The 17,888-nt window shown below is 61.8% G+C and carries 19 protein-coding genes and 1 pseudogene; 12 read left to right on the forward strand and 8 right to left on the reverse strand.

Annotated elements, in window-relative coordinates; genetic code table 11:
- Positions 1 to 8 precede the first annotated feature (8 nt).
- The 3 genes from codB to AB4N48_RS06970 all read right to left on the reverse strand — a co-directional run bounded on the left by codB (position 9) and on the right by AB4N48_RS06970 (position 3,104).
- The gene (codB, locus tag AB4N48_RS06960) at positions 9 to 1,280 is read right to left on the reverse strand and encodes a cytosine permease (RefSeq protein WP_130900554.1); all 1,272 of its coding nucleotides are present in this window, start codon (positions 1,278 to 1,280) and stop codon (positions 9 to 11) included.
- A 302-nt stretch (positions 1,281 to 1,582) separates the two neighbouring features.
- The gene (queD, locus tag AB4N48_RS06965; RefSeq protein WP_007915588.1) at positions 1,583 to 1,939 is read right to left on the reverse strand and encodes a 6-carboxytetrahydropterin synthase QueD; all 357 of its coding nucleotides are present in this window, start codon (positions 1,937 to 1,939) and stop codon (positions 1,583 to 1,585) included.
- Positions 1,940 to 2,024: 85 nt separating this feature from the next.
- A complete protein-coding gene (locus tag AB4N48_RS06970; protein WP_460095018.1) occupies positions 2,025 to 3,104 on the reverse strand; it encodes a patatin-like phospholipase family protein in 1,080 nt (359 codons plus the stop codon).
- A gap of 291 nt (positions 3,105 to 3,395) precedes the next feature.
- Between AB4N48_RS06970 and AB4N48_RS06975 the strand changes: the two genes are divergently transcribed.
- The 4 genes from AB4N48_RS06975 to AB4N48_RS06990 are packed head-to-tail and all read left to right on the forward strand — an operon-like array spanning position 3,396 to position 5,997.
- Complete coding sequence (locus AB4N48_RS06975; protein WP_016775414.1) at positions 3,396 to 3,704, forward strand: PepSY domain-containing protein; 309 nt, start codon at positions 3,396 to 3,398, stop codon at positions 3,702 to 3,704.
- Positions 3,704 to 4,015: a PepSY domain-containing protein gene (locus AB4N48_RS06980; RefSeq protein WP_016775413.1), complete on the forward strand. Its 312-nt coding sequence runs from the start codon at positions 3,704 to 3,706 to the stop codon at positions 4,013 to 4,015. Before AB4N48_RS06975 ends, AB4N48_RS06980 begins: the two co-directional genes overlap by 1 nt.
- Before the next feature lie 3 nt (positions 4,016 to 4,018).
- Positions 4,019 to 4,687: a response regulator transcription factor gene (locus AB4N48_RS06985; protein WP_016775412.1), complete on the forward strand. Its 669-nt coding sequence runs from the start codon at positions 4,019 to 4,021 to the stop codon at positions 4,685 to 4,687.
- Positions 4,684 to 5,997 (forward strand): sensor histidine kinase, encoded by a 1,314-nt coding sequence (locus AB4N48_RS06990; protein ID WP_056791379.1) that lies wholly within the window; start codon positions 4,684 to 4,686, stop codon positions 5,995 to 5,997. Before AB4N48_RS06985 ends, AB4N48_RS06990 begins: the two co-directional genes overlap by 4 nt.
- A 203-nt stretch (positions 5,998 to 6,200) precedes the next feature.
- On the opposite strand, the gene AB4N48_RS06995 is transcribed toward AB4N48_RS06990, so the two are convergent.
- Together AB4N48_RS06995 and AB4N48_RS07000 are read right to left on the reverse strand one after the other, a co-directional pair.
- Positions 6,201 to 6,956 carry a methyl-accepting chemotaxis protein gene (locus AB4N48_RS06995; protein ID WP_370593523.1) on the reverse strand — a complete coding sequence of 252 codons (756 nt, stop codon included), beginning with the start codon at positions 6,954 to 6,956 and terminating at the stop codon, positions 6,201 to 6,203.
- A 150-nt stretch (positions 6,957 to 7,106) separates the two neighbouring features.
- Positions 7,107 to 8,357, reverse strand: a pseudogene (locus AB4N48_RS07000) (PDC sensor domain-containing protein); the annotation flags it as partial.
- 401 nt (positions 8,358 to 8,758) lie between these two features.
- Between AB4N48_RS07000 and AB4N48_RS07005 the strand changes: the two are divergent.
- A complete protein-coding gene (locus AB4N48_RS07005; RefSeq protein ID WP_460095020.1) occupies positions 8,759 to 10,075 on the forward strand; it encodes a Na+/H+ antiporter family protein in 1,317 nt (438 codons plus the stop codon).
- Between the two features lie 202 nt (positions 10,076 to 10,277).
- Positions 10,278 to 11,960 carry a methyl-accepting chemotaxis protein gene (locus tag AB4N48_RS07010; protein WP_150741218.1) on the forward strand — a complete coding sequence of 561 codons (1,683 nt, stop codon included), beginning with the start codon at positions 10,278 to 10,280 and terminating at the stop codon, positions 11,958 to 11,960.
- A gap of 201 nt (positions 11,961 to 12,161) precedes the next feature.
- Here AB4N48_RS07010 and AB4N48_RS07015 read toward each other — a convergent pair whose 3' ends face one another.
- Positions 12,162 to 13,097 carry a LysR family transcriptional regulator gene (locus AB4N48_RS07015; protein WP_460095021.1) on the reverse strand — a complete coding sequence of 312 codons (936 nt, stop codon included), beginning with the start codon at positions 13,095 to 13,097 and terminating at the stop codon, positions 12,162 to 12,164.
- A 113-nt stretch (positions 13,098 to 13,210) separates the two neighbouring features.
- Between AB4N48_RS07015 and AB4N48_RS07020 the strand changes: the two genes are divergently transcribed.
- From AB4N48_RS07020 to AB4N48_RS07030, 3 genes are all read left to right on the forward strand, one after another.
- Complete coding sequence (locus tag AB4N48_RS07020) at positions 13,211 to 13,696, forward strand: DMT family transporter (RefSeq protein WP_460095022.1); 486 nt, start codon at positions 13,211 to 13,213, stop codon at positions 13,694 to 13,696.
- A 3-nt stretch (positions 13,697 to 13,699) separates the two neighbouring features.
- A complete protein-coding gene (locus tag AB4N48_RS07025; RefSeq protein ID WP_460095023.1) occupies positions 13,700 to 14,152 on the forward strand; it encodes a DMT family transporter in 453 nt (150 codons plus the stop codon).
- 655 nt (positions 14,153 to 14,807) lie between these two features.
- Positions 14,808 to 14,975: a metallothionein gene (locus AB4N48_RS07030; RefSeq protein ID WP_016775405.1), complete on the forward strand. Its 168-nt coding sequence runs from the start codon at positions 14,808 to 14,810 to the stop codon at positions 14,973 to 14,975.
- 22 nt (positions 14,976 to 14,997) lie between these two features.
- Here AB4N48_RS07030 and AB4N48_RS07035 read toward each other — a convergent pair whose 3' ends face one another.
- A complete protein-coding gene (locus AB4N48_RS07035) occupies positions 14,998 to 15,270 on the reverse strand; it encodes a hypothetical protein (RefSeq protein ID WP_460095025.1) in 273 nt (90 codons plus the stop codon).
- 49 nt (positions 15,271 to 15,319) lie between these two features.
- Positions 15,320 to 15,547, reverse strand: a complete 228-nt coding sequence (locus AB4N48_RS07040) for a DUF6555 family protein (RefSeq protein WP_016775403.1) — start codon at positions 15,545 to 15,547, stop codon at positions 15,320 to 15,322.
- Positions 15,548 to 15,693: 146 nt separating this feature from the next.
- On the opposite strand from AB4N48_RS07040, the gene AB4N48_RS07045 reads away from it, so the two are divergent.
- The 3 genes from AB4N48_RS07045 to AB4N48_RS07055 all read left to right on the forward strand — a co-directional run bounded on the left by AB4N48_RS07045 (position 15,694) and on the right by AB4N48_RS07055 (position 17,833).
- On the forward strand, positions 15,694 to 16,461 hold the full coding sequence (locus AB4N48_RS07045) for an AraC family transcriptional regulator (RefSeq protein WP_150634876.1): 768 nt from the start codon (positions 15,694 to 15,696) through the stop codon (positions 16,459 to 16,461).
- A gap of 211 nt (positions 16,462 to 16,672) precedes the next feature.
- Positions 16,673 to 16,846 (forward strand): DUF1427 family protein, encoded by a 174-nt coding sequence (locus tag AB4N48_RS07050; RefSeq protein ID WP_081932387.1) that lies wholly within the window; start codon positions 16,673 to 16,675, stop codon positions 16,844 to 16,846.
- A gap of 30 nt (positions 16,847 to 16,876) precedes the next feature.
- A complete protein-coding gene (locus AB4N48_RS07055) occupies positions 16,877 to 17,833 on the forward strand; it encodes a quinone oxidoreductase family protein (RefSeq protein ID WP_460095026.1) in 957 nt (318 codons plus the stop codon).
- Positions 17,834 to 17,888 lie beyond the last annotated feature (55 nt).

The raw sequence follows: 17,888 nt of genomic DNA on the forward strand, positions 1-17,888 counted from the left end.
AATCCTTTTTATAGGTCTTGTAGTGGTGCGCTGACGCGACGTGCGCCGAGCACACCGGTGACGATGACATACGTTAGCGCGGCAGCGGCGATCCCTACCAGCGGCGCGACCCAGGGCGAACTGAACGCAGCGACGGTGCCCACCCCGTAGGCCCCGAGCCCCGGCCAGTTGAACGCCGGCAACCGTGCGTCGGCCAGACGCGGGTAGTGCCCGCGCCAGCGATAGAAAAAGTCAGCCATGATCACCCCGCCAATCGGCGGAATCACCGTGCCGAGCAAGATGAGATACGGCACCAGCATGTCGTACATGCCCAGCAGGGCGAGCAGAGTGCCGATCACCGCGCCACCGAGGGTCACGGTCTTGCGCCGCCCGGTCCGCAGCAGGTTGCAGCCGGCCACGGCGAAGTTGTAGATGGTGTTGTCCTGCGTACTCCAGATGTTCAGCAACAGCATGGCCATCGCGGCCATGGCGAAACCTTGCAACAGCAGCACTTCAACCACATCCGGTTGCTGATAGACGATCGCGCCGTATGCGCCGATCAGCACCATCAGGCCGTTGCCGATGAAAAAACCGATCAGGCTGGCCAGCACTGCCACTTTTGCCGAGCGCGAAAATCGCGTCCAGTTGGTGGCTTGGGTCGCGCCGCTGACGAAGGTGCCGAACACCAGGGTGATCGCCGTCGACCAGTCCAGCGAACCGGTCGGCACCACGCTGAGCAAGCCTTCGAAGCCGCCGACTTTCACGGTCGCTGCCCACATCGACAGCATCAGCAGCAACATCATCGCCGGTACCGCGATGTACGAGAGAATCTCCAGTCCGCGATAACCGATGTACGCCGTAGCGCAGAAACCCAGACCGAACAGCACCATCAGGACCAGCACGGTGGTTTCATCGAGATTGAAATACTTGCCGATCACCACCGCTGCCGTCGCCGTGCCCCACGCGTACCAGCCAATCTGGGTGAAGCCGAGGATCAGGTCGCTGAGCTTGCTGCCGACTTCGCCAAAACAGAAGCGGCCCATCAGCACCGAATTGAGGCCGCTCTTGAAGGCGATGTAACCCAAGCCTGCCGCGTACAGACCGAGCAGCAGGTTGCCGACGATGATCACCGCCATCATCTCGGCGAAACCGAACGCAACCCCGAGCTTGCCGCCGGCAAACATGGTCGCGGTGAAAAACGTGAAGCCCAGTAACACCATCGCCGTCGAGGCCAGGCCTTTGCGCGCGTGCATGGGGACTTCACTGAGCGGGTAATCGTTGCCGGAGGCGTTCTGCGTCATGGGGCAGTCCTTGCAGGAAGGGGAAGACGCAGAAGGGTTGCAGCGGTCGTGCCAAGCGGCGTAAGTGAACGAATGTGTAGACGCGACTGAGGTTTTCAGCGCGAAAGCAGTGCACTGAATGCAGCAGGAGCCCAATGTGGGAGCGAGCCTGTTATGTGCATGGCAGATGATTCAAACCTGGCGCCGGACTCTTGTGGGAGCGAGCCTGCTCGCGAATACGGAGTGTCAGTCACCGAATAAATTGACTGGAACGACGCTTTCGCGAGCAGGCTCGCTCCCACAGGGGCGGGGAGATCTGTTGCTTATTCGCCGCGATAGATGCAGCCGCTGGTGCACGTCTCATGAATGCGGATCGCGCTGAGTTCCGGCAGCAATGGCTTCATCTCATTCCAGATGAATTTGGCCAGCACTTCGCTGGTCGGGTTTTCCAGGCCGGGAATGTCGTTCAGGTAGTTGTGGTCGAGGCGCTCATACAGCGGCTTGAAAATCGCTTTGATCTCGGAGAAATCGCGAATCCAGCCAGTGTGCGGATCGAGGTCGCCGCTCAGATGCAGCGCGACCTTGAACGAGTGACCGTGCAGGCGTCCGCACTTGTGGCCGTCCGGGACGTGCGGCAGGCGGTGGGCGGATTCGAAAGTAAACTCTTTGAAGATTTCCACGGTAGTTTCGGCTCTGTTCAGATGGCGTTCGCCGCAGCGATTCGGGCAGGCGGCGAGTTTATCAGCTTGTCTTTGGCCGTGCTGACTAAAGGGTCAGCAAGCGCTCGGCGAGGCGACCGTTGGCCGTCAGCTCGAGGAATTCGTCACCCAGTCGCCGGCTCTCGTCCATCGCCGTGTGCCAGTATTTCTGCCGGCCCGGCGCATCGCCCATGAAGCGTTTGAAGTCGTTGCGATCGGGCAGTTTGCCGTAGGGCAGGCGCGCCAGATATTCCTTCGATGGCGCGACCAGCAGCACATCCTGCAGACGCTGCACCGAAGCGCGGCGCCATGGCAGCGTCTTGTCGAACCAGCCGGGAATCACCCGATCGGTGAAGTGCGGATAGAGCACGATGCCGTCGCCGCTGTAGGGCAGGTCGAGGTGGTAGTCGAGCAAACCGCCATCGCGGAACGTACCGGCGCCGGCGCCGGGCAGGTCGCGCACGCCTTCCATCACCATCGGAATCGACCCGGAAGCGAGCAGGGCCTGGCGCAGGTTGCCGGTGTTGAGGGCAACGAAGCGTGAAGGGAAATCGGTCAAGGCATCAAGCGGCGGCGCCAGGCGTGGATCGTGGATGATCAGCCGCTCAAAGTGTCGCGACAGCCGTGCACGGCCGCGCAGGTTGTCGGCGATCACTGAACCCAGTGCCAGACCGAGGCGCCCGCGATGGTCTTCGGCGAGGCGGCCCTGGCTCTTCACCACCATGATGTTCAAGCGGTAATCGGCGTTTTCAAGAATGCTCGCATCGCGGCCGTCGAGCAGGTCATTGAGCATGCGCTGCGAGCTCTGGCTGATCTCGGCCATGCTCACGCCTTTGTTGAAATGCTGCTCGGCGTACAGCTCACCGAGGCGGCGAATGCCTTCGGCGGCGTCCGGCAGGCAGGCGCTGGCGAAGCGCCAGGAACCCACCGAGGCGCCGATCAGCGAACGCTCACGCGGCGCACCCGGCAGCCACTCGCCGAACAACGCCAGATCCAGCCCCTGTATCCCCAACGCCTTCGGCCCACCGGCTGCACCGGGCAGGGTGCAGACGTCCGCGGCGTGCAAGCCCTGCGCACGAATCCGCGCCATGGCCCGTGGGCCGGCCTTGAGGGTGAGGGCGGGAAACTTGATGTGGATGGCGGTCATACCGGTCTCGATCGTTAGCAAGCTGGCGATTATAAGCACATGTTGCAGGCCCATGTAGGAGTGAGCCTGTCCCACAAACGGGGCAGACGCAAAACCAGTGTGGGAGCGAGCCTGCTCGCGAAAGCGGCGGGTCAGAAACATCGCTGCAGCTGACACTCCGTCTTCGCGAGCAGGCTCGCTCCCACAGGGAATCTTGCCAACAGTGGGGCACAATGATGGCCATTCAGTTTCAGTTAAGTTGACCTCGCTATGGTGCCCACCGTAAGCAACATATAAGAATTCGGAGACACCATGAAAACCCTGACTGCCCTGACCACTGCCTCGATCCTCGGCCTTGGCGCCAACACTGCGCTGGCGCGCGATCTCGGGCCTGACGAGGCGCTTCGTTTGCGCGACGCTGGTACTATCGTCTCCTTCGAGAAGCTCAACGCCATCGCGCTGGAAAAACACCCCGGTTCGGAAATCACCGAGACCGAGCTGGAGGAAGAGTACGGCAAGTTCATTTACCAGATCGAACTGCGCGACCCGAAAGGGCTGAAGTGGGATCTGGAGTTGAACGCGGTCGATGGTGAAGTGCTCAGGGATCATCAGGATACGTAATGAAGCTGAATAGTCGCGCCACCCGCCTGACGGCGCTGGCGCTGGTGTTGTTGTGCAGTACGGCCATGGCTCGCGACCTCGATCAGGACGAGGCGCTGGCCCTGCGTCGCGATGGTGTAATCCTGCCGCTGGAGCAAGTGCTGCAGCAGGCCATGGATCGCTACCCCGGCGCCAAACTGCTGGAAGTCGAGCTGGAAGAAAAACACGACGTGTACATTTACGAAGTCGAATTGCTGACGGTCGAGGGCGTGGCGCGCGAGCTGCACCTGAAAGCCGATACCGGCGAGTTAGTGAAAGACAAGGAAGATTGATCGATGCGTTTGCTTCTGGTGGAAGACCACGTACCACTGGCCGACGAATTGCTCGCCGGCCTGCAGCGCCAAGGCTACGCGGTGGATTGGCTGGCCGATGGTCGTGACGCGGTGTATCAGGGCAGCAGCGAGCCCTATGACCTGATCATCCTCGACCTCGGCCTGCCCGGCGTGCCGGGGCTGGACGTGCTGGCGCAGTGGCGCGCGGCCGGTCTGGCGATTCCGGTGCTGATCCTTACCGCGCGCGACTCCTGGGCCGAGCGCATCGAAGGGCTGAAGGCCGGCGCTGACGATTACCTGACCAAACCGTTCCACCCGGAAGAACTGTACCTGCGCATTCAATCGCTGCTGCGCCGCTCCAAGGGCCAGGCCAACCAGCCGACCCTGCAAGCCGCCGGCCTGCATCTGGACGAAGGCCGCCAGTGCGTGGTTCGCGACGGCGCCGACATCCAGCTGACCGCCGCTGAATTCCGCCTGCTGCGCTATTTCATGCTGCATCCCGAGCAGATCCTCTCGAAAAGCCACCTCGCCGAACACCTCTACGACGGTGAGACCGAGCGTGACTCCAACGTCCTCGAAGTCCACGTCAATCACCTGCGGCGCAAGCTCGGCAAAAGCGTGATCGAAACCCGTCGCGGTCAGGGATACCTGTTCGGCGGACAAGCTTCATGAGATCAATCCAGCGCCGTTTGAGCCTGGGTCTGATCAGCGTGATGGTGGTGGTCGGTCTGGTGCTGGCGCAAACCAGCCTGTGGTTGTTCGAAGTCGGTTTGCAGCGCTACCTCGAAGCCGGCCTGCGCAACGACAGCGAAAGCCTGCTGGTAGCGCTGGTGCGCGGCCCGCAAGGTTTGCAGCTGGATGAGCGGCATCTGTCGCCGGCCTATCAGCGGCCGTTTTCCGGGCACTACTTTCGCATCGATTTCTCCGACAGCCACTGGCGTTCGCGCTCGCTGTGGGATCAGGAACTGCCGCTGCTGCAACACCCGGGGCTGCACAGCAATCTGCAACTTGGCCCGGACGGGCAACGCTTGTTGATATTGCGCTCGGACTATCGACGCCTGGGTCAGTCGATCTCGATCAGCGTCGCCCAGGATTACACGCCGGTCAGCGACAGTTTCCAGCGCATGCGCCAGATCGGCCTCGGTCTGGGGCTGGCGGCGTTGCTGTTGATCCTGTTCCTGCAACGCCTGACCGTACGCCGCGCCCTTAAACCGCTGGAACGCGCGCGCGAGCAGATCGCTCAGTTGCAGCAGGGCCAGCGCTCGCAACTCGACGATCAGGTGCCGGTGGAGCTGGAACCGCTGGTGGCGCAGATCAACCATTTGCTCGCCCACACCGAAGACAGCCTCAAGCGCTCGCGCAATGCCTTGGGCAACCTCGGCCACGCGCTGAAAACCCCTTTGGCGGTGCTGCTCAGCCTGGCCTCCAGCGACAAGCTCGATGACCATCCCGAGCTGCGCAGAATTCTCAAGGAGCAATTGGAACAGGTGCAGCAGCGCCTCAATCGCGAACTCAATCGCGCGCGGTTGTCGGGGGATGCGCTGCCCGGCGCGTTGTTCGATTGCGATGCCGAGCTGCCAGGGTTGCTGGCGACCTTGAACATGATTCACGGCGAGCATCTGGCCTTGAGCTACGTCGCACCGCCGGGTTTGCAACTGCCGTGGGACCGCGAGGACTTGCTCGAACTGCTCGGTAACCTGCTCGACAACGCCTGCAAATGGGCCGATGCCGAGGTGCGCTTGAGTGTGATCGAAAGGTCTGACGGCTTTGCCCTGAGCGTGGAAGATGACGGCCCGGGGATTCCCGAAGAGCAGCGCACTCAGGTGTTCAGCCGTGGCACGCGGCTGGATGAGCAGACCCACGGGCATGGGCTCGGCCTTGGGATCGTGCGGGATATTGTCGAAACGTGGGGCGGGTTACTGGTGCTGGGAGAAAGCGAGTGGGGCGGGTTGAAAGTGGTGATTGAACTGCCTCGGCGGTGAGCCCTTGAAAAGCCCCTCACCCTAACCCTCTCCCAGAGGGAGAGGGGACTGATTGTGTTGTTCTTGAGAGATGCACCCACTTGAAATCCGAGTCGAACTCAGGACTTGAATGGCATGAAGATCGGCTCCCTTTCCCCCCTCGCCCCTTGGGGGGAGAGGGCTGGGGTGAGGGGGGATTGGAACTGACACCCCGCACTTGTGCATCAAACGCGAAACTGATCCATCAACCGCTGCTGCTGATTCGCCAGGCTGTTGAGCGACTGGCTCACGCGCGCCGATTCATTGGCCTGCCCGGACAGCGACTCGGTCACATCGCGAATCGTTGCCACGTTGTTATTGATCTCTTCAGCCACTGCGCTCTGCTCTTCGGCAGCACTGGCGATTTGCAGGTTCATGTCGCTGATCACCGTCACCGCATCGCCGATCTGCCGCAACGCCGTGACAGCCTGACCCACCTGCTCAACGCTGCCCTGGGCCTGACGATGGCTGTTGCCCATCGCACCGACCACTTCCTGCGTGCCGTTCTGCAATTGCTCGATGACCTGGCGGGTTTCCTCCACCGACTCCTGAGTGCGGCGCGCGAGGTTGCGCACTTCATCGGCGACCACAGCAAAACCGCGTCCGGCTTCACCGGCGCGGGCGGCTTCGATGGCGGCGTTGAGTGCGAGCAGGTTGGTCTGCTCGGCGATGGCGCGGATGGTTTCCAGCACCGTGCCGATTTTCTCGCTGTTGGCGGCCAGGCCTTCGACCTGAACCATCGCTGCGCTCATGTCGGCGGCGAGGGTGTCGATGCTCGCGGTGGTGTGGTCGATCACGGTCAGACCCTGGCGGGTGGCGCGGTCGGCGTCCTTGGCGGCTTCGGCGGCCTGGGCGGCACTGCGCGCGACGTCCTGGGCGGTGGCGCTCATTTCATGGGACGCGGTGGCGACCTGATCGACCTGACGGTATTGCTGCTCCATGCCGGCGCTGGTCTGGGTGGCGATGGCCGAAGACTGGTCAGCAGTGTTGCGCGCGTCCTGCACCGAGCGTTTTACCTCGGCAATGATCGGCTGCAACTTGTCGAGGAACTTGTTGAACCAACCGGCCAACTGGCCCAGTTCGTCCTGCTTGTCGTAGGCCAGGCGCCGGGTCAGGTCGCCTTCGCCGCTGGCGATGTCTTCAAGCATGTGCGCCACACCGAGGATCGGCTTGGTCACGCTGCGCGCCATCAGCCACACCAGCAGCAGACCGATCAGGGCGGCGAACAGGCCGAGGCTCAGTTCGATCAGCGTGCCTGAGGTATTGCTCGCATCCAGTTGCTGCTTGAGCGCTTCGGCGCGGCTGACCAGGACTTTCTCCGGCACATCGAGCAACACGCCCCACGCCGGTCCGCCGGGAATCGGCTGGAACGGCGACAGCACTTTCAACTGGCCGTTGCTGTGCAGGCTGCTCACGCCAGTGCTCGAGGCGAGCAGGCGCAGCAACTCGCTGCCGCTGGCCTGATCTACCGCATCCAGGCGCTGGCTGAGTTTGCCGGCATCCGGGCTGTAACCGGCGAGCAGGCCGGCGGGGCTGACAATACTGACGGCGGTCTGACCGTCGTAAAGCTTGCGGCTGGCGTTCTGGCTGATCGCTTGCAGGCTGTTGAGGTTGATGTCGACCGACAGCGAGGCGATGACTTTGCCATTGACCTGCAGCGGGAAGACGATGCTGGTCATCAGCACTTTCTGGCCATCGATGACATAGAAGTACGGCTCGATCACGCAGGGTTTGAGCGTGGTGCGCGGGCAGGTGAACCAGGCGTTGGCGGCCTGACCGCTGGGGCCGGTGCTGGTGTCGCTCATGTCGCTTTCCGGCAGCGCCATCGAGGTGACTTTGCCCGGGGTCGGCTGCGACCAGTACAGGGCAAAACGGCCCTTGTCGTTGCTGCCCAGTTCAGCCTGATCGGCGAACAGTTCGTCCTTGCCGTCCAGCGCATTGGCTTCGAACACCAGCGACAGGCCGAGCAGGTCCGGGTTGGCTTGCAGCGCGGATTTGACCTGACGGGTCATGTCCTCGCGCAGGTCGAAGGCATCGAGAAAGCGCTTCTCGGCCTGCTCACGCAAAAACAGTACCTGCCGCGAGAAACCGTGGCCGTACTGATAGGCGTCCATGAATTGCTGACGAATGCCGGCGGCCTGCACTTCGCCTTGCGACTCGATACGCGCCTGCGCCGATTCGGTGAGCATCTCCATGCTCGAGGCCTTGACCAGCGCCGAGCTGTGTTCCATGCGATACAGCGAAAGACCGACCAACAGCGTCACGATACCGGCCAGGCAGAGGCCGGCGAGCAGGGTGATTTTCCACTGGATGGAAAGTTGTCTGAGCGCCATGGAAAACATCCTTATCCGATAAATATCTGAGACTTTGCACTGTAGCGGCCGCGTTTCGGCTTTCTTTATGCCGTGAGCGCAATATGACCGATTGCCGCATGCGGGGCCTGTGGTCCTGTGATCCTGTGGTCCTGTGGTCCTGTAGTCCTGTGGCGAGGGGATTTATCCCCGTTCGGCTGCGAAGCAGTCGTGACACCTGCGTACAGGGTTGATTTAAAGTTTGCCGGGGGCGGCTTCGCCACCCAACGGGGATAAATCCCCTCGCCACAGAGCTTTGACAGCGCCGCCACTCTGCGGCACAGTGCGCGCCCTCTAATAAGACCCTTCATACAAATCCGCCGGCCAACCCCGGGCGGACTCATCCTGTCTGGCGGTGTGTTTCCACCCGCAGTGTTTTTTGAGGTAGTGAAATGAATGCAGTCATAGCAGCCGTCGGCGTCATGCTGATCCTCAGCCTGTCGCGCGTGCATGTGGTGATCGCGCTGATCGTCGGGGCGCTGGTCGGTGGCCTGACCGGCGGTCTGGGCATCGACGCAACACTCAAGGCGTTCAACAGCGGTCTGGGCGGCGGCGCGACGGTGGCGTTGTCCTACGCCTTGCTCGGCGCGTTCGCCGTGGCAATCGCCAAGTCCGGCCTGGCTCATGCGCTGGCCGACAAGGCCCTGGCCATGGTGGATCGGCAGCACGCAACCGGCGGCGGTAACGTCAAATGGCTGCTGATCGGCCTGCTGTGGGTGGTGGCGATTGCCTCGCAGAACATCCTGCCGATCCATATCGCGTTCATTCCGCTGCTGGTGCCGCCACTTCTATATGTATTGACCAAGCTGCAACTCGATCGCCGTCTGATCGCCTGCGTCATGACCTTTGGCCTGATCACCCCGTACATGTTTCTGCCGGTGGGTTTCGGCAACATCTTCCTCAACGAAATCCTGCTGGCTAACGTCGCCCGCAGCGGCGTCGACATCAGCGGCATCAATGTCACCCACGCCATGGGCATTCCGGCGCTGGGCATGGTTTTCGGGCTGGCGATGGCGTTTATGAGCTACCGCAAGAAGCGCGTTTATGACCTGGCGAAGATCGAACAGGTCGAGCAGACGGCGGTGCAATACAACCCGCTGAGCCTGATGATTGCCGGTGTGGCCATCGCTTCGGCGTTTGTCGTGCAGTTGCTGTTGGACTCGATGATTATCGGCGCTCTGGTCGGGTTCCTGATTTTCTCGGTGTCGGGCATCGTCAAATGGCGCGAGACCGATGACCTGTTCACCGAAGGCATGAAGATGATGGCGATGATCGGCTTCATCATGATCGCCGCCTCAGGCTTTGCCGAAGTGATGAAGGCCACCGGGCAGGTGCAGACGCTGGTCGAATCGTCGGCGGCCTGGATCAATCACAGCAAAGGCGTCGGGGCTTTGTTGATGCTGCTGGTGGGCTTGCTGGTGACCATGGGCATCGGTTCGTCGTTTTCCACCGTGCCGATTCTCGCAGCGATCTTCGTGCCGTTGTGCGTGCAACTGGGCTTCAGCCCGATCGCCATCGTCTGCATCGTTGGCACTGCCGGTGCGCTGGGCGATGCCGGTTCGCCGGCCTCGGACTCGACCCTCGGCCCGACCTCGGGCCTGAACATCGACGGCCAGCATCACCACATCTGGGACACCGTCGTGCCGACCTTCCTGCACTACAACCTGCCGCTGCTGGTGTTTGGCTGGATCGCGGCGATGGTTCTCTAAAAAATCCACAATTGCCCCATGTGGGAGCGAGCCTGCTCGCGAAGGCGTCGTGTCAGTCGACACACAGGTTGCTGAGCCAACGCTTTCGCGAGCAGGCTCGCTCCCACAGGGGGGGCGGCGATGTTTCAAGACTCAACTTTTGCCCCGGCGTGCCGTTAAAGCCTTTAACCACGCCAACAAAATCAAAAGAGTGAGTCCCCCGATGCGCCTGAGTCTCAAGGCTAAAGTCCTGTCCCTTGCCGTTCTGCCGGTGCTGCTCTTTGCGCTGGTCATCAGCGTGACCACGCTGTTCATCCTCCAGGAACAGGCGCGCAAGGAGGTCGAACAGACCCGCGAGCGGCTGCTCGGCGACGCCAAGGCCACCCTGCAAAGTTACGTCGCCGTGGCCATGACCACGATCAAACCGCTGTACGACGCCGCCGCACCGGGCGACGACGCGGCGCGGGCGCAGGCGATCAAGTTGCTCTCGGGCATCCGCTACGGCAAGGACGGCTACTTCTTCGGCTACGACTCCGAAACCGTGCGCCTGTTCAAGGCCAACGACCCCGATGGCGTGGGCAAAAGCTTCAAGGACAACCGCGATCCGAACGGCGTCTACGTCAACCTCGGCCTGGTCAAAGTGGCCAAGGACGGCACCCACTATTTGCAATACAGCTCACCGCTGCCGGGTAACGCCAAGGTGCTGGTGCCGAAACTCGGCTACACCGAATACCTGCCGAAGTGGGACATGGCGGTCGGTACTTCGGTCAACCTCGACGGCATCGAAGCGCAAGTGGCGCAGGTCGAGGCGCAAGTGCAGGAGCGCGTGCAAGGCGTGGTGCTGAGCATTGTCGGCGTTGCGGTGCTGGTGCTGTTGGTGATCGCGGCGGCGGGCATGCTGCTGGCCAACACCATTCTGCGCCCGCTGACCCTGATGAAAGCCAACCTCGATGATATCGCGGCGGGCGAGGGCGACCTGACCCGACGCCTGAACATCACCAGCCAGGACGAACTCGGCGAACTGGCCGGCTCGTTCAATCGTTTCGTCGACAAGATCCACGGCCTGGTGCGGCAGATCACCGAGATGACCACGCAACTGACCGGTCTGGTCACCCAGGTCTCGGAACAGGCGCAGCGTTCCGATCAGGCCATGGAGCGTCAGCGCCACGAAACCGATCAGGTCGCCACGGCGATCAACGAAATGTCCGCCGCCGCCCAGGAAGTCGCCAAGAGCGCACAGAACGCCGCCGTCGCCGCTCAGCAGACCGACGAAGAAGGCCAGAGCGCCAAGCGCGTGGTCGCAGGCAGCATCAAGCAGATTCATGCATTGGTCGACGACATCCGCAACAGCGGCGTGTCGCTGGACAGCCTGCAGCAGGACGTCAGTTCGATTGTCGGCGTGCTTGGGGTGATTCGTTCGATTGCCGAGCAGACCAACTTGCTGGCGCTCAACGCCGCGATCGAAGCGGCGCGCGCCGGTGAGGCCGGTCGTGGCTTTGCGGTGGTTGCGGACGAAGTACGCGCACTGGCCAGCCGCACGCAGATCAGCACTCAGGAAATCCAGGGCATGATCGACCGCTTGCAGGCCGGCACGCAGCAGGCGGTCGAAGCGATGCGCCGTTCCAGCGAGGCCGGCGACGGCACTTCGCAGCAAGCCAATCAGGCCGGTGCATCGCTGGACGCGATGGCGCAGTTGATCGCGACGATCAACTCGATGAACGCGCAGATCGCCAGCGCAGCGGAAGAGCAGACGGCGGTGGCCGAAGAGATCAACCGCAGCGTGCATCAGATTGCGGTGGCGGTGGACAGCGTCGCCGATGAAACGCAACTGGGCGCGCAAACGTCGCGCAGTCTGGCGGAGCTCGGGCAGCGGTTGGGCAAGCTGGTCGGGCAGTTCCGTATCTGATGGCCTGAAAAGCCCCTCACCCTAGCCCTCTCCCAGAGGGAGAGGGAACCGATTGGGGAATATTGCGGGATTACGCCGACCTGAAAGTCCTGCTTTGAACCCATAATCGACGCGGTTTTTCAGGTCGATGCAGTAGGTGGGACACCTCGGTCGGTTCCCTCTCCCTCAGGGAGAGGGCTAGGGTGAGGGGGCTCTTGATCTTCAGGCTCTGTCCCAATAAGGAATCTCGCCAAAGCACTCGACAAAAAAATCAATCACCGTCCTCACCTTCACCGACAGCCGTCGGCTCCCCGGCCACAGCACGGCGATCTGCTGCGGTTCCAGACTGTTCGACACCTGATATTCCCCCAGCACCGGCACCAGTGTGCCCTCGCGCACCGCTTCGCCAATCAGCCACGACGGAAACATCACCAGCCCTAAGCCTTGCTGGGCGGCCTGGGTCAGGGTGTCGGCGTGGTTGCCGGTGATCGGGCCTCTGACCGTGTATGGCGTCCAGTCCTCGCCGTCGCGGCGGAAAAACCAACGCTGCTGACCGGCCGCGCCTTTATAGGCCAGGCACTGATGTTGCGCAAGTTGGTCGGGATGCTGCGGGATGCCGTGGCGTTTGAGATAGGCCGGGCTGGCGGCGACCTGAAAACGGTGCGGCGCCAGAATGCGTGCCTGCATGCTCGAATCGTGCAGCGCGCCGATGCGAAACAGCAGGTCGGCGCCTTCCTGTAGCGGGTCGACGTAATGGTCGGTTTGCTGGATATCCAGTTGCAGCTTCGGATAGCGCGCGCAGAGCTCGCCTAGCCAGGGCGTCAGATGGCGTTGGCCGAACACCACCGGGGCGTTGATGCGCACCAGTCCGGTGGGTTCGCTTTGCTGTTCCTGCAACGCCTGCTCGGCTTCTTCCAATTGCACCAGCAGCAACCGCGCATGGTGACCGAGCGTGCGCCCGGCTTCGGTCGGCGTGACTGCGCGGGTGTGGCGGTAGAGCAATTGCTGGTTCAGCGCCTGTTCCATCAACTGGATCTGCCGAGAAATGGAGGAGGGCGCGACCCCTCCGCGGCGGGCGACTTCGGAAAAACTGCCGTGGTCTAGGACCGCTACAAACAGCCTTAACGCTTTGAATCCGAGTTCGTTGAGCCCGTGCATGCCATGTCTCGCTGTGCGTGTTGCGCAAAAGTGTTGTCCGGATGCTCCCATTTATCGCACAGCGGCACCAGCCGATAATCCGCGCCATTGTTTTTGAGCGTGGAAGGTTATGTATGCAGACGTTGGCTGAAGGGGTGGTTGCTGCACCGGTGAAAAAATCGGTGTTGCGTCTGCTGTTGCTGCCGCTGGTGATTCTCGCTGGCATGGGCTTGTCGGTAGAAGCCGGATTGCTCGGGCCGCTGGGTGAGCAGGTCGGGCATTTATGGGCGACGTTGAGCATCTTCGGTGTGGGTTCGGCAATTCTGTTTTTGCTCTTGCTGTTCGCCGGCCCACAGAAAGGTCCGGCGCTGACCCAGTTGCCGCGCTGGCAGTTGATCGGCGGTTTTCTCGGGCCGATCTACGTGGTGGTGTTGACGCTGGCGACGCCGCATATCGGCATTGCCATGACGATGATCGCGATTTTGTCCGGTCAGGTCGGCAAGAGTGTGCTGATCGACCATTTCGGCTGGTTCGGCGCGACGCGCAAGAAGGTCAACGGCGAGCGCTGGCTGGCGTTGGGCTTGATTGTGGTGGCTTTGGTTCTGATTGCGCGGGGGTGAGTGATGGGTCTGGTGATTTTGTTGGTGGTGGTGGTATTGGCCGGTGCGGTGTTGAGTGTGCAGGCCGCGATCAATGGGCGTCTGGGTGAAACGGTGGGGGTGCTGCGTAGCAGTTTGCTGACCTTTGCGGTGGGCGCGGTGGTGACCGGGTTGTTGATTCTGTTTTTCGAGCCGGCGCAGGCGGTGAGTCTGCTTGAGGTGCCGAAGTGGCAGTTGACCGGGGCGCTGTTCGGCGTGGTGTACATGATGGTGATGGTGGGTGCGGTGCCGGTGGTCGGGACGGCTGTGGCGACGGTGGCGGTGATTGTCGGGCAGTTGGGGATGGGGATGTTGATCGACAATTTTGGCTGGTTGGGGAATCCGGCGATCGGCTTGTCTGCGAGTCGGATGTTGGCGATGGTGTGTCTGGCGGTGGCTTTGGTGTTTATGTATCGGAGTTCGCGGCAGGCGCAGTGATTTTATTTGTTTGACTGTGTACATATCCGTTGCTGCGGGTGTTGCTGATTACGGTTCCGCTCTTACAGCGGGTCACTTTTTCAGACGCCAAAAAGTAACCAAAAGGCTTGGCCCCGGCGTTCGGCCCGCTCGCTGGGGCTCGGGGTTTCTTCGCTCCGGGACCGATCCCTCCACTCAGCCTGCCGATGGGGCCGGCACGGCAAGATCAAGGGCGGTACTCGAGCTTGCGCTCATTGTGTTGAGTGGTTAGGAGCGGGTGGTGTCTGGCTTTGGTTTTGTGCCGGGATTCGCCCCCTCACCCCAGCCCTCTCCCGAGGGAGAGGGAGCCGACCGAGTTGTTTCGCGTTATACAGCGAACTGAAAGACCTTATCGATTATGGATTCGGTGACGCACGATCAGGTCGGTGTACTTTTGAAGCACTCCCCAATCAGTCCCCTCTCCCTTTGGGAGAGGGCTAGGGTGAGGGGCTTTTGATGTCATGTGCAGGTCTGTGCAGCGCGATGTCGTTCTGGTGGGAGCGAGCCTGCTCGCGAAAGCCATCTCTGCGTCGCCCAATCTCTCAACAGTTGGTCAGCCTGCAACACCACCTTCTACACTGTCCCTTACGGCTTACCACTCAAGCCTCAGACAACCACCACGCAAGGAGTCTGTCCCATGTCCGATAAAAAATGCGACTGCCCGGGCTGCAACTGCACGATCAAAGAAGGCGAACATTCCTACGCTGTACACGGTAAACACTATTGCTGCGAGGCTTGCGCTCATCACCACAAACACGGTGAAGAATGTGCGATGAAGGGTTGCGGTTGCGCTCATCCGAAATAAGCGCGGCAAAAAAAAGTGGAGCCTAATCAGGCTCCACTTCCATTTTCAGACTGTCGTCTTCCTGTCGCTCAAAGTGCCTCACCGTGCCTTGCAAGGTTCGCCCTTCGACCTTGATCACCACAACCTTGGCTTGGTGGAGGTCTTCCGGTACCGGTGCCTGGACGCACAAGGTGAAGCGATAAGGGTCATCCGCGACCGTTTCCAGTGCGACTGCGCAATTCACCGTTTTGGTGATCTGGCCGAAGAAGGTGGTCAGGCCGTAGTCCAGTCGGGCCGTGTGATAAGTGTCGGTCATCGGTCGATTCCCCCTGTCGATTGCCAAGCCTGCGGTGGAGGCGGTGGGGTCAGTTGGTCTGGCGCCAGGTGACGTTTTCCAGGCCGAATTTTTCTGCCATCGGTTTGCTGGTCTTTTGCACTTTCTCGCGGCCGAAGCGCGGGATGCGACCCACGCCCGCGTCGCAGCTTGCCCAATGCCAGGCTTCGGCGTTGTCCATTTTGTCCGAGCGGATAATGAACGACTTGGGGGTGCCATGCAGTGTGTAGTCGATGACGTAAAGTTTTGCGTTGTTCATAAAGCCCGAATTCCTCCCTGTGGTATTAAACGGATCGCGCTGTGCCGGGAAAATTCATTCGGATTGTCCGACGGTATCTATCGTTGGCGAGGGCGCGGCGTGCTGGTTACCATGGCGGCTTCGCCAACCCCCTGTGAACGCTCGCCATGGCCCTCGCCGCGCCCCCTGATCTGACCGACACCGATGTGCCCGTGCAACCGCTGGCGCGAACCTATCCGCGTGGTTTGTTCATCGAGCCGCACGAGCATGTCTGGGGGCAGTTGCTGTATGCGATGAGCGGGGTGATGTGGGTCGAAACCCCGCACGAAGCGCTGGTGGTGCCGCCGCAGCGGGCGGTGTGGTTGCCGCCGGGGGTGCCGCACGGGATTCGGGTGGTGTCGGATTTGCAGATGCGCAATATCTACCTGCGCCCGGCGCTGGCGGCGACGCTGGATGCGACGGTGCAGGTGATCGAAGTCGGTGGTCTGCTGCGCGAGTTGATCGTCGGACTGGTGGCGCAGGGCGATGACGGCGAGGCTGAGTATTACGATGCACTGGTCGGGCTGGCATTGCTGGAACTGCGCCGGGCCAGGCGTTCGCAGTTGAAGATTCCACTGCCGGACGAGTCCGACCGGCGTCTGATGAATCTGTGTCAGGCGGTGATGGCCGCGCCGTCGCTGGAGATCCCGTTCGAGCAGCATGCGCAGAACGCCGGGGCCAGCGTGCGCACCCTGGCGCGGTTGTTCAAGGACAGCCTCGGCATGGGCTTCGCCGAATGGCGACGGCAGGTGCAGTTGGCGACGGCGGTGGCGGCGTTGATTCAAGGCGTGGCGGTGAGCGTCATTGCTCGCGAACTGGGTTATTCACCGAGCAGTTTCAGCGACATGTTTCGCCGGGAACTTGGCGTAGCGCCTTCGCAATTCTCGGCAACTTGAACAGATCCATGTGGGAGCGAGCCTGCTCGCGAAAGCTTTGCACCAGGCAATGAAGTGCTGACTGGAAGACCGCATTCGCGAGCAGGCTCGCTCCCACACGGTTCTATGGCGGCTGCAGAAGGTTTGTCCGAAATTCAGAAGTCCTTGGCCGATACCGCTCCGCCCGTTTCCCTAGACTCTGCCCATCACTTATCGCGGCGGAGTTCCTTTCATGAACTACCTCATTTCTCTGGCCATCGGCCTGGGCGTCGGCCTGCTCTACGGCGCGCTCGATTTCCGTTCTCCCGCCCCACCGGCCATCGCGCTGGTCGGTCTGCTCGGCATGTTGGCCGGTGAGCAGTTGTGGCCGTTGGGCCGGCAACTGGTCGCTGGCTGGGTGTCCTGAATTTCCTTTTTCTTTTCGGTGGATGTGCCCATGAAAGCGTTGCAATTCGATCAGACCGGCGACCTGTCTTCCCTGCGTTTCGTCGACGTTCCGACCCCGGTGCCCGGCGCCGATGAAGTGCTGGTGCAGATCAAGGCTGCCGGGCTCAATCCCAGCGATGTGAAAAACGTCCTCGGGCGTTTTCCCTACACCACACTGCCACGGGTTCCGGGGCGGGATTTTGCCGGGGTGGTGGTCGAGGGGCCGCAAGCGTTGATCGGTCAGGAAGTCTGGGGTACCGGGCGCGAGCTGGGCTTCTTCGCCGACGGCGCACATGCGCAATTCGTCAAATTGCCGGCCCGTGGCGTGGCGCACAAACCGGCGCATTTGAGTTTCGCTCAGGCGGCCAGCCTTGGCGTGCCGTACACCACGGCGTGGGATGCGCTGGAACGCAGCCTGGTCAGCGCCGATACGCGTTTGCTGGTGATCGGCGGCGGGGCAGTGGCAACTGCGGCTTTGGCCCTGGCAAAAGTGCGCGGCGCGCAATTGCTGGCGGCGGCGCGCCGGCCCGAGCAGGTCGCGGATCTGCAGAAGCAGGGCTATCAGACGATTCAACTGGATAAGCCTGAAGACCTCGGTGCCCAGGTCAATGCGGTGTATCGCGGCGGCGCCGATGTGATCTTCGACACCACCGGTTTCTGGCTGCCCGCCTCGGTGGCGGCACTGGCGACCTTCGGCCGCATCGCCATCATCGCCGCGCCGGTCGACGGCCACGTGCAATTGCCGGCGCTGGCGCTGTATCGCAAGGGCGGCTCGGTGGTCGGGATCAACTCGTTGTTGTACGGCGTTGAGGCGTGCGCGGCGATGCTCGAGCAGTTCGGGCGCTTCTTCGATGAGGATCGCTTGCCGCTGCCGCAGGGCTTGGTGGAGGTGCCGCTGTCTGAAGGGCCGGCGCGCTATGCAGAGGTCAATCAAGGTGGTGGCGACAAGATCATCTTGCTGCCCTGATTCACGCAAATCCCTGTGGGAGCGAGCCTGCTCGCGATGACGGTAGATCAGTTAA

The organism is Pseudomonas sp. S2_C11, from assembly GCF_054668395.1.

What these genes read in the sequence shown, in the direction of transcription:
- AB4N48_RS06985 (WP_016775412.1), top strand. Translation starts at nt 4,019, where the DNA reads ATGCGTTTGCTTCTGGTGGAAGACCACGTACCACTGGCCGACGAATTG.
- AB4N48_RS07010 (WP_150741218.1), top strand. Translation starts at nt 10,278, where the DNA reads ATGCGCCTGAGTCTCAAGGCTAAAGTCCTGTCCCTTGCCGTTCTGCCG.
- AB4N48_RS06990 (WP_056791379.1), top strand. Translation starts at nt 4,684, where the DNA reads ATGAGATCAATCCAGCGCCGTTTGAGCCTGGGTCTGATCAGCGTGATG.
- AB4N48_RS07035 (WP_460095025.1), bottom strand. Translation starts at nt 15,270, where the DNA reads ATGACCGACACTTATCACACGGCCCGACTGGACTACGGCCTGACCACC.
- AB4N48_RS06970 (WP_460095018.1), bottom strand. Translation starts at nt 3,104, where the DNA reads ATGACCGCCATCCACATCAAGTTTCCCGCCCTCACCCTCAAGGCCGGC.
- AB4N48_RS07025 (WP_460095023.1), top strand. Translation starts at nt 13,700, where the DNA reads ATGGGTCTGGTGATTTTGTTGGTGGTGGTGGTATTGGCCGGTGCGGTG.
- AB4N48_RS06980 (WP_016775413.1), top strand. Translation starts at nt 3,704, where the DNA reads ATGAAGCTGAATAGTCGCGCCACCCGCCTGACGGCGCTGGCGCTGGTG.
- AB4N48_RS06975 (WP_016775414.1), top strand. Translation starts at nt 3,396, where the DNA reads ATGAAAACCCTGACTGCCCTGACCACTGCCTCGATCCTCGGCCTTGGC.
- codB (WP_130900554.1), bottom strand. Translation starts at nt 1,280, where the DNA reads ATGACGCAGAACGCCTCCGGCAACGATTACCCGCTCAGTGAAGTCCCC.
- AB4N48_RS07040 (WP_016775403.1), bottom strand. Translation starts at nt 15,547, where the DNA reads ATGAACAACGCAAAACTTTACGTCATCGACTACACACTGCATGGCACC.
- AB4N48_RS07020 (WP_460095022.1), top strand. Translation starts at nt 13,211, where the DNA reads ATGCAGACGTTGGCTGAAGGGGTGGTTGCTGCACCGGTGAAAAAATCG.
- AB4N48_RS07055 (WP_460095026.1), top strand. Translation starts at nt 16,877, where the DNA reads ATGAAAGCGTTGCAATTCGATCAGACCGGCGACCTGTCTTCCCTGCGT.
- AB4N48_RS07050 (WP_081932387.1), top strand. Translation starts at nt 16,673, where the DNA reads ATGAACTACCTCATTTCTCTGGCCATCGGCCTGGGCGTCGGCCTGCTC.
- AB4N48_RS07015 (WP_460095021.1), bottom strand. Translation starts at nt 13,097, where the DNA reads ATGCACGGGCTCAACGAACTCGGATTCAAAGCGTTAAGGCTGTTTGTA.
- AB4N48_RS07030 (WP_016775405.1), top strand. Translation starts at nt 14,808, where the DNA reads ATGTCCGATAAAAAATGCGACTGCCCGGGCTGCAACTGCACGATCAAA.
- AB4N48_RS07005 (WP_460095020.1), top strand. Translation starts at nt 8,759, where the DNA reads ATGAATGCAGTCATAGCAGCCGTCGGCGTCATGCTGATCCTCAGCCTG.
- AB4N48_RS06995 (WP_370593523.1), bottom strand. Translation starts at nt 6,956, where the DNA reads ATGGAGCAGCAATACCGTCAGGTCGATCAGGTCGCCACCGCGTCCCAT.
- AB4N48_RS07045 (WP_150634876.1), top strand. Translation starts at nt 15,694, where the DNA reads ATGGCCCTCGCCGCGCCCCCTGATCTGACCGACACCGATGTGCCCGTG.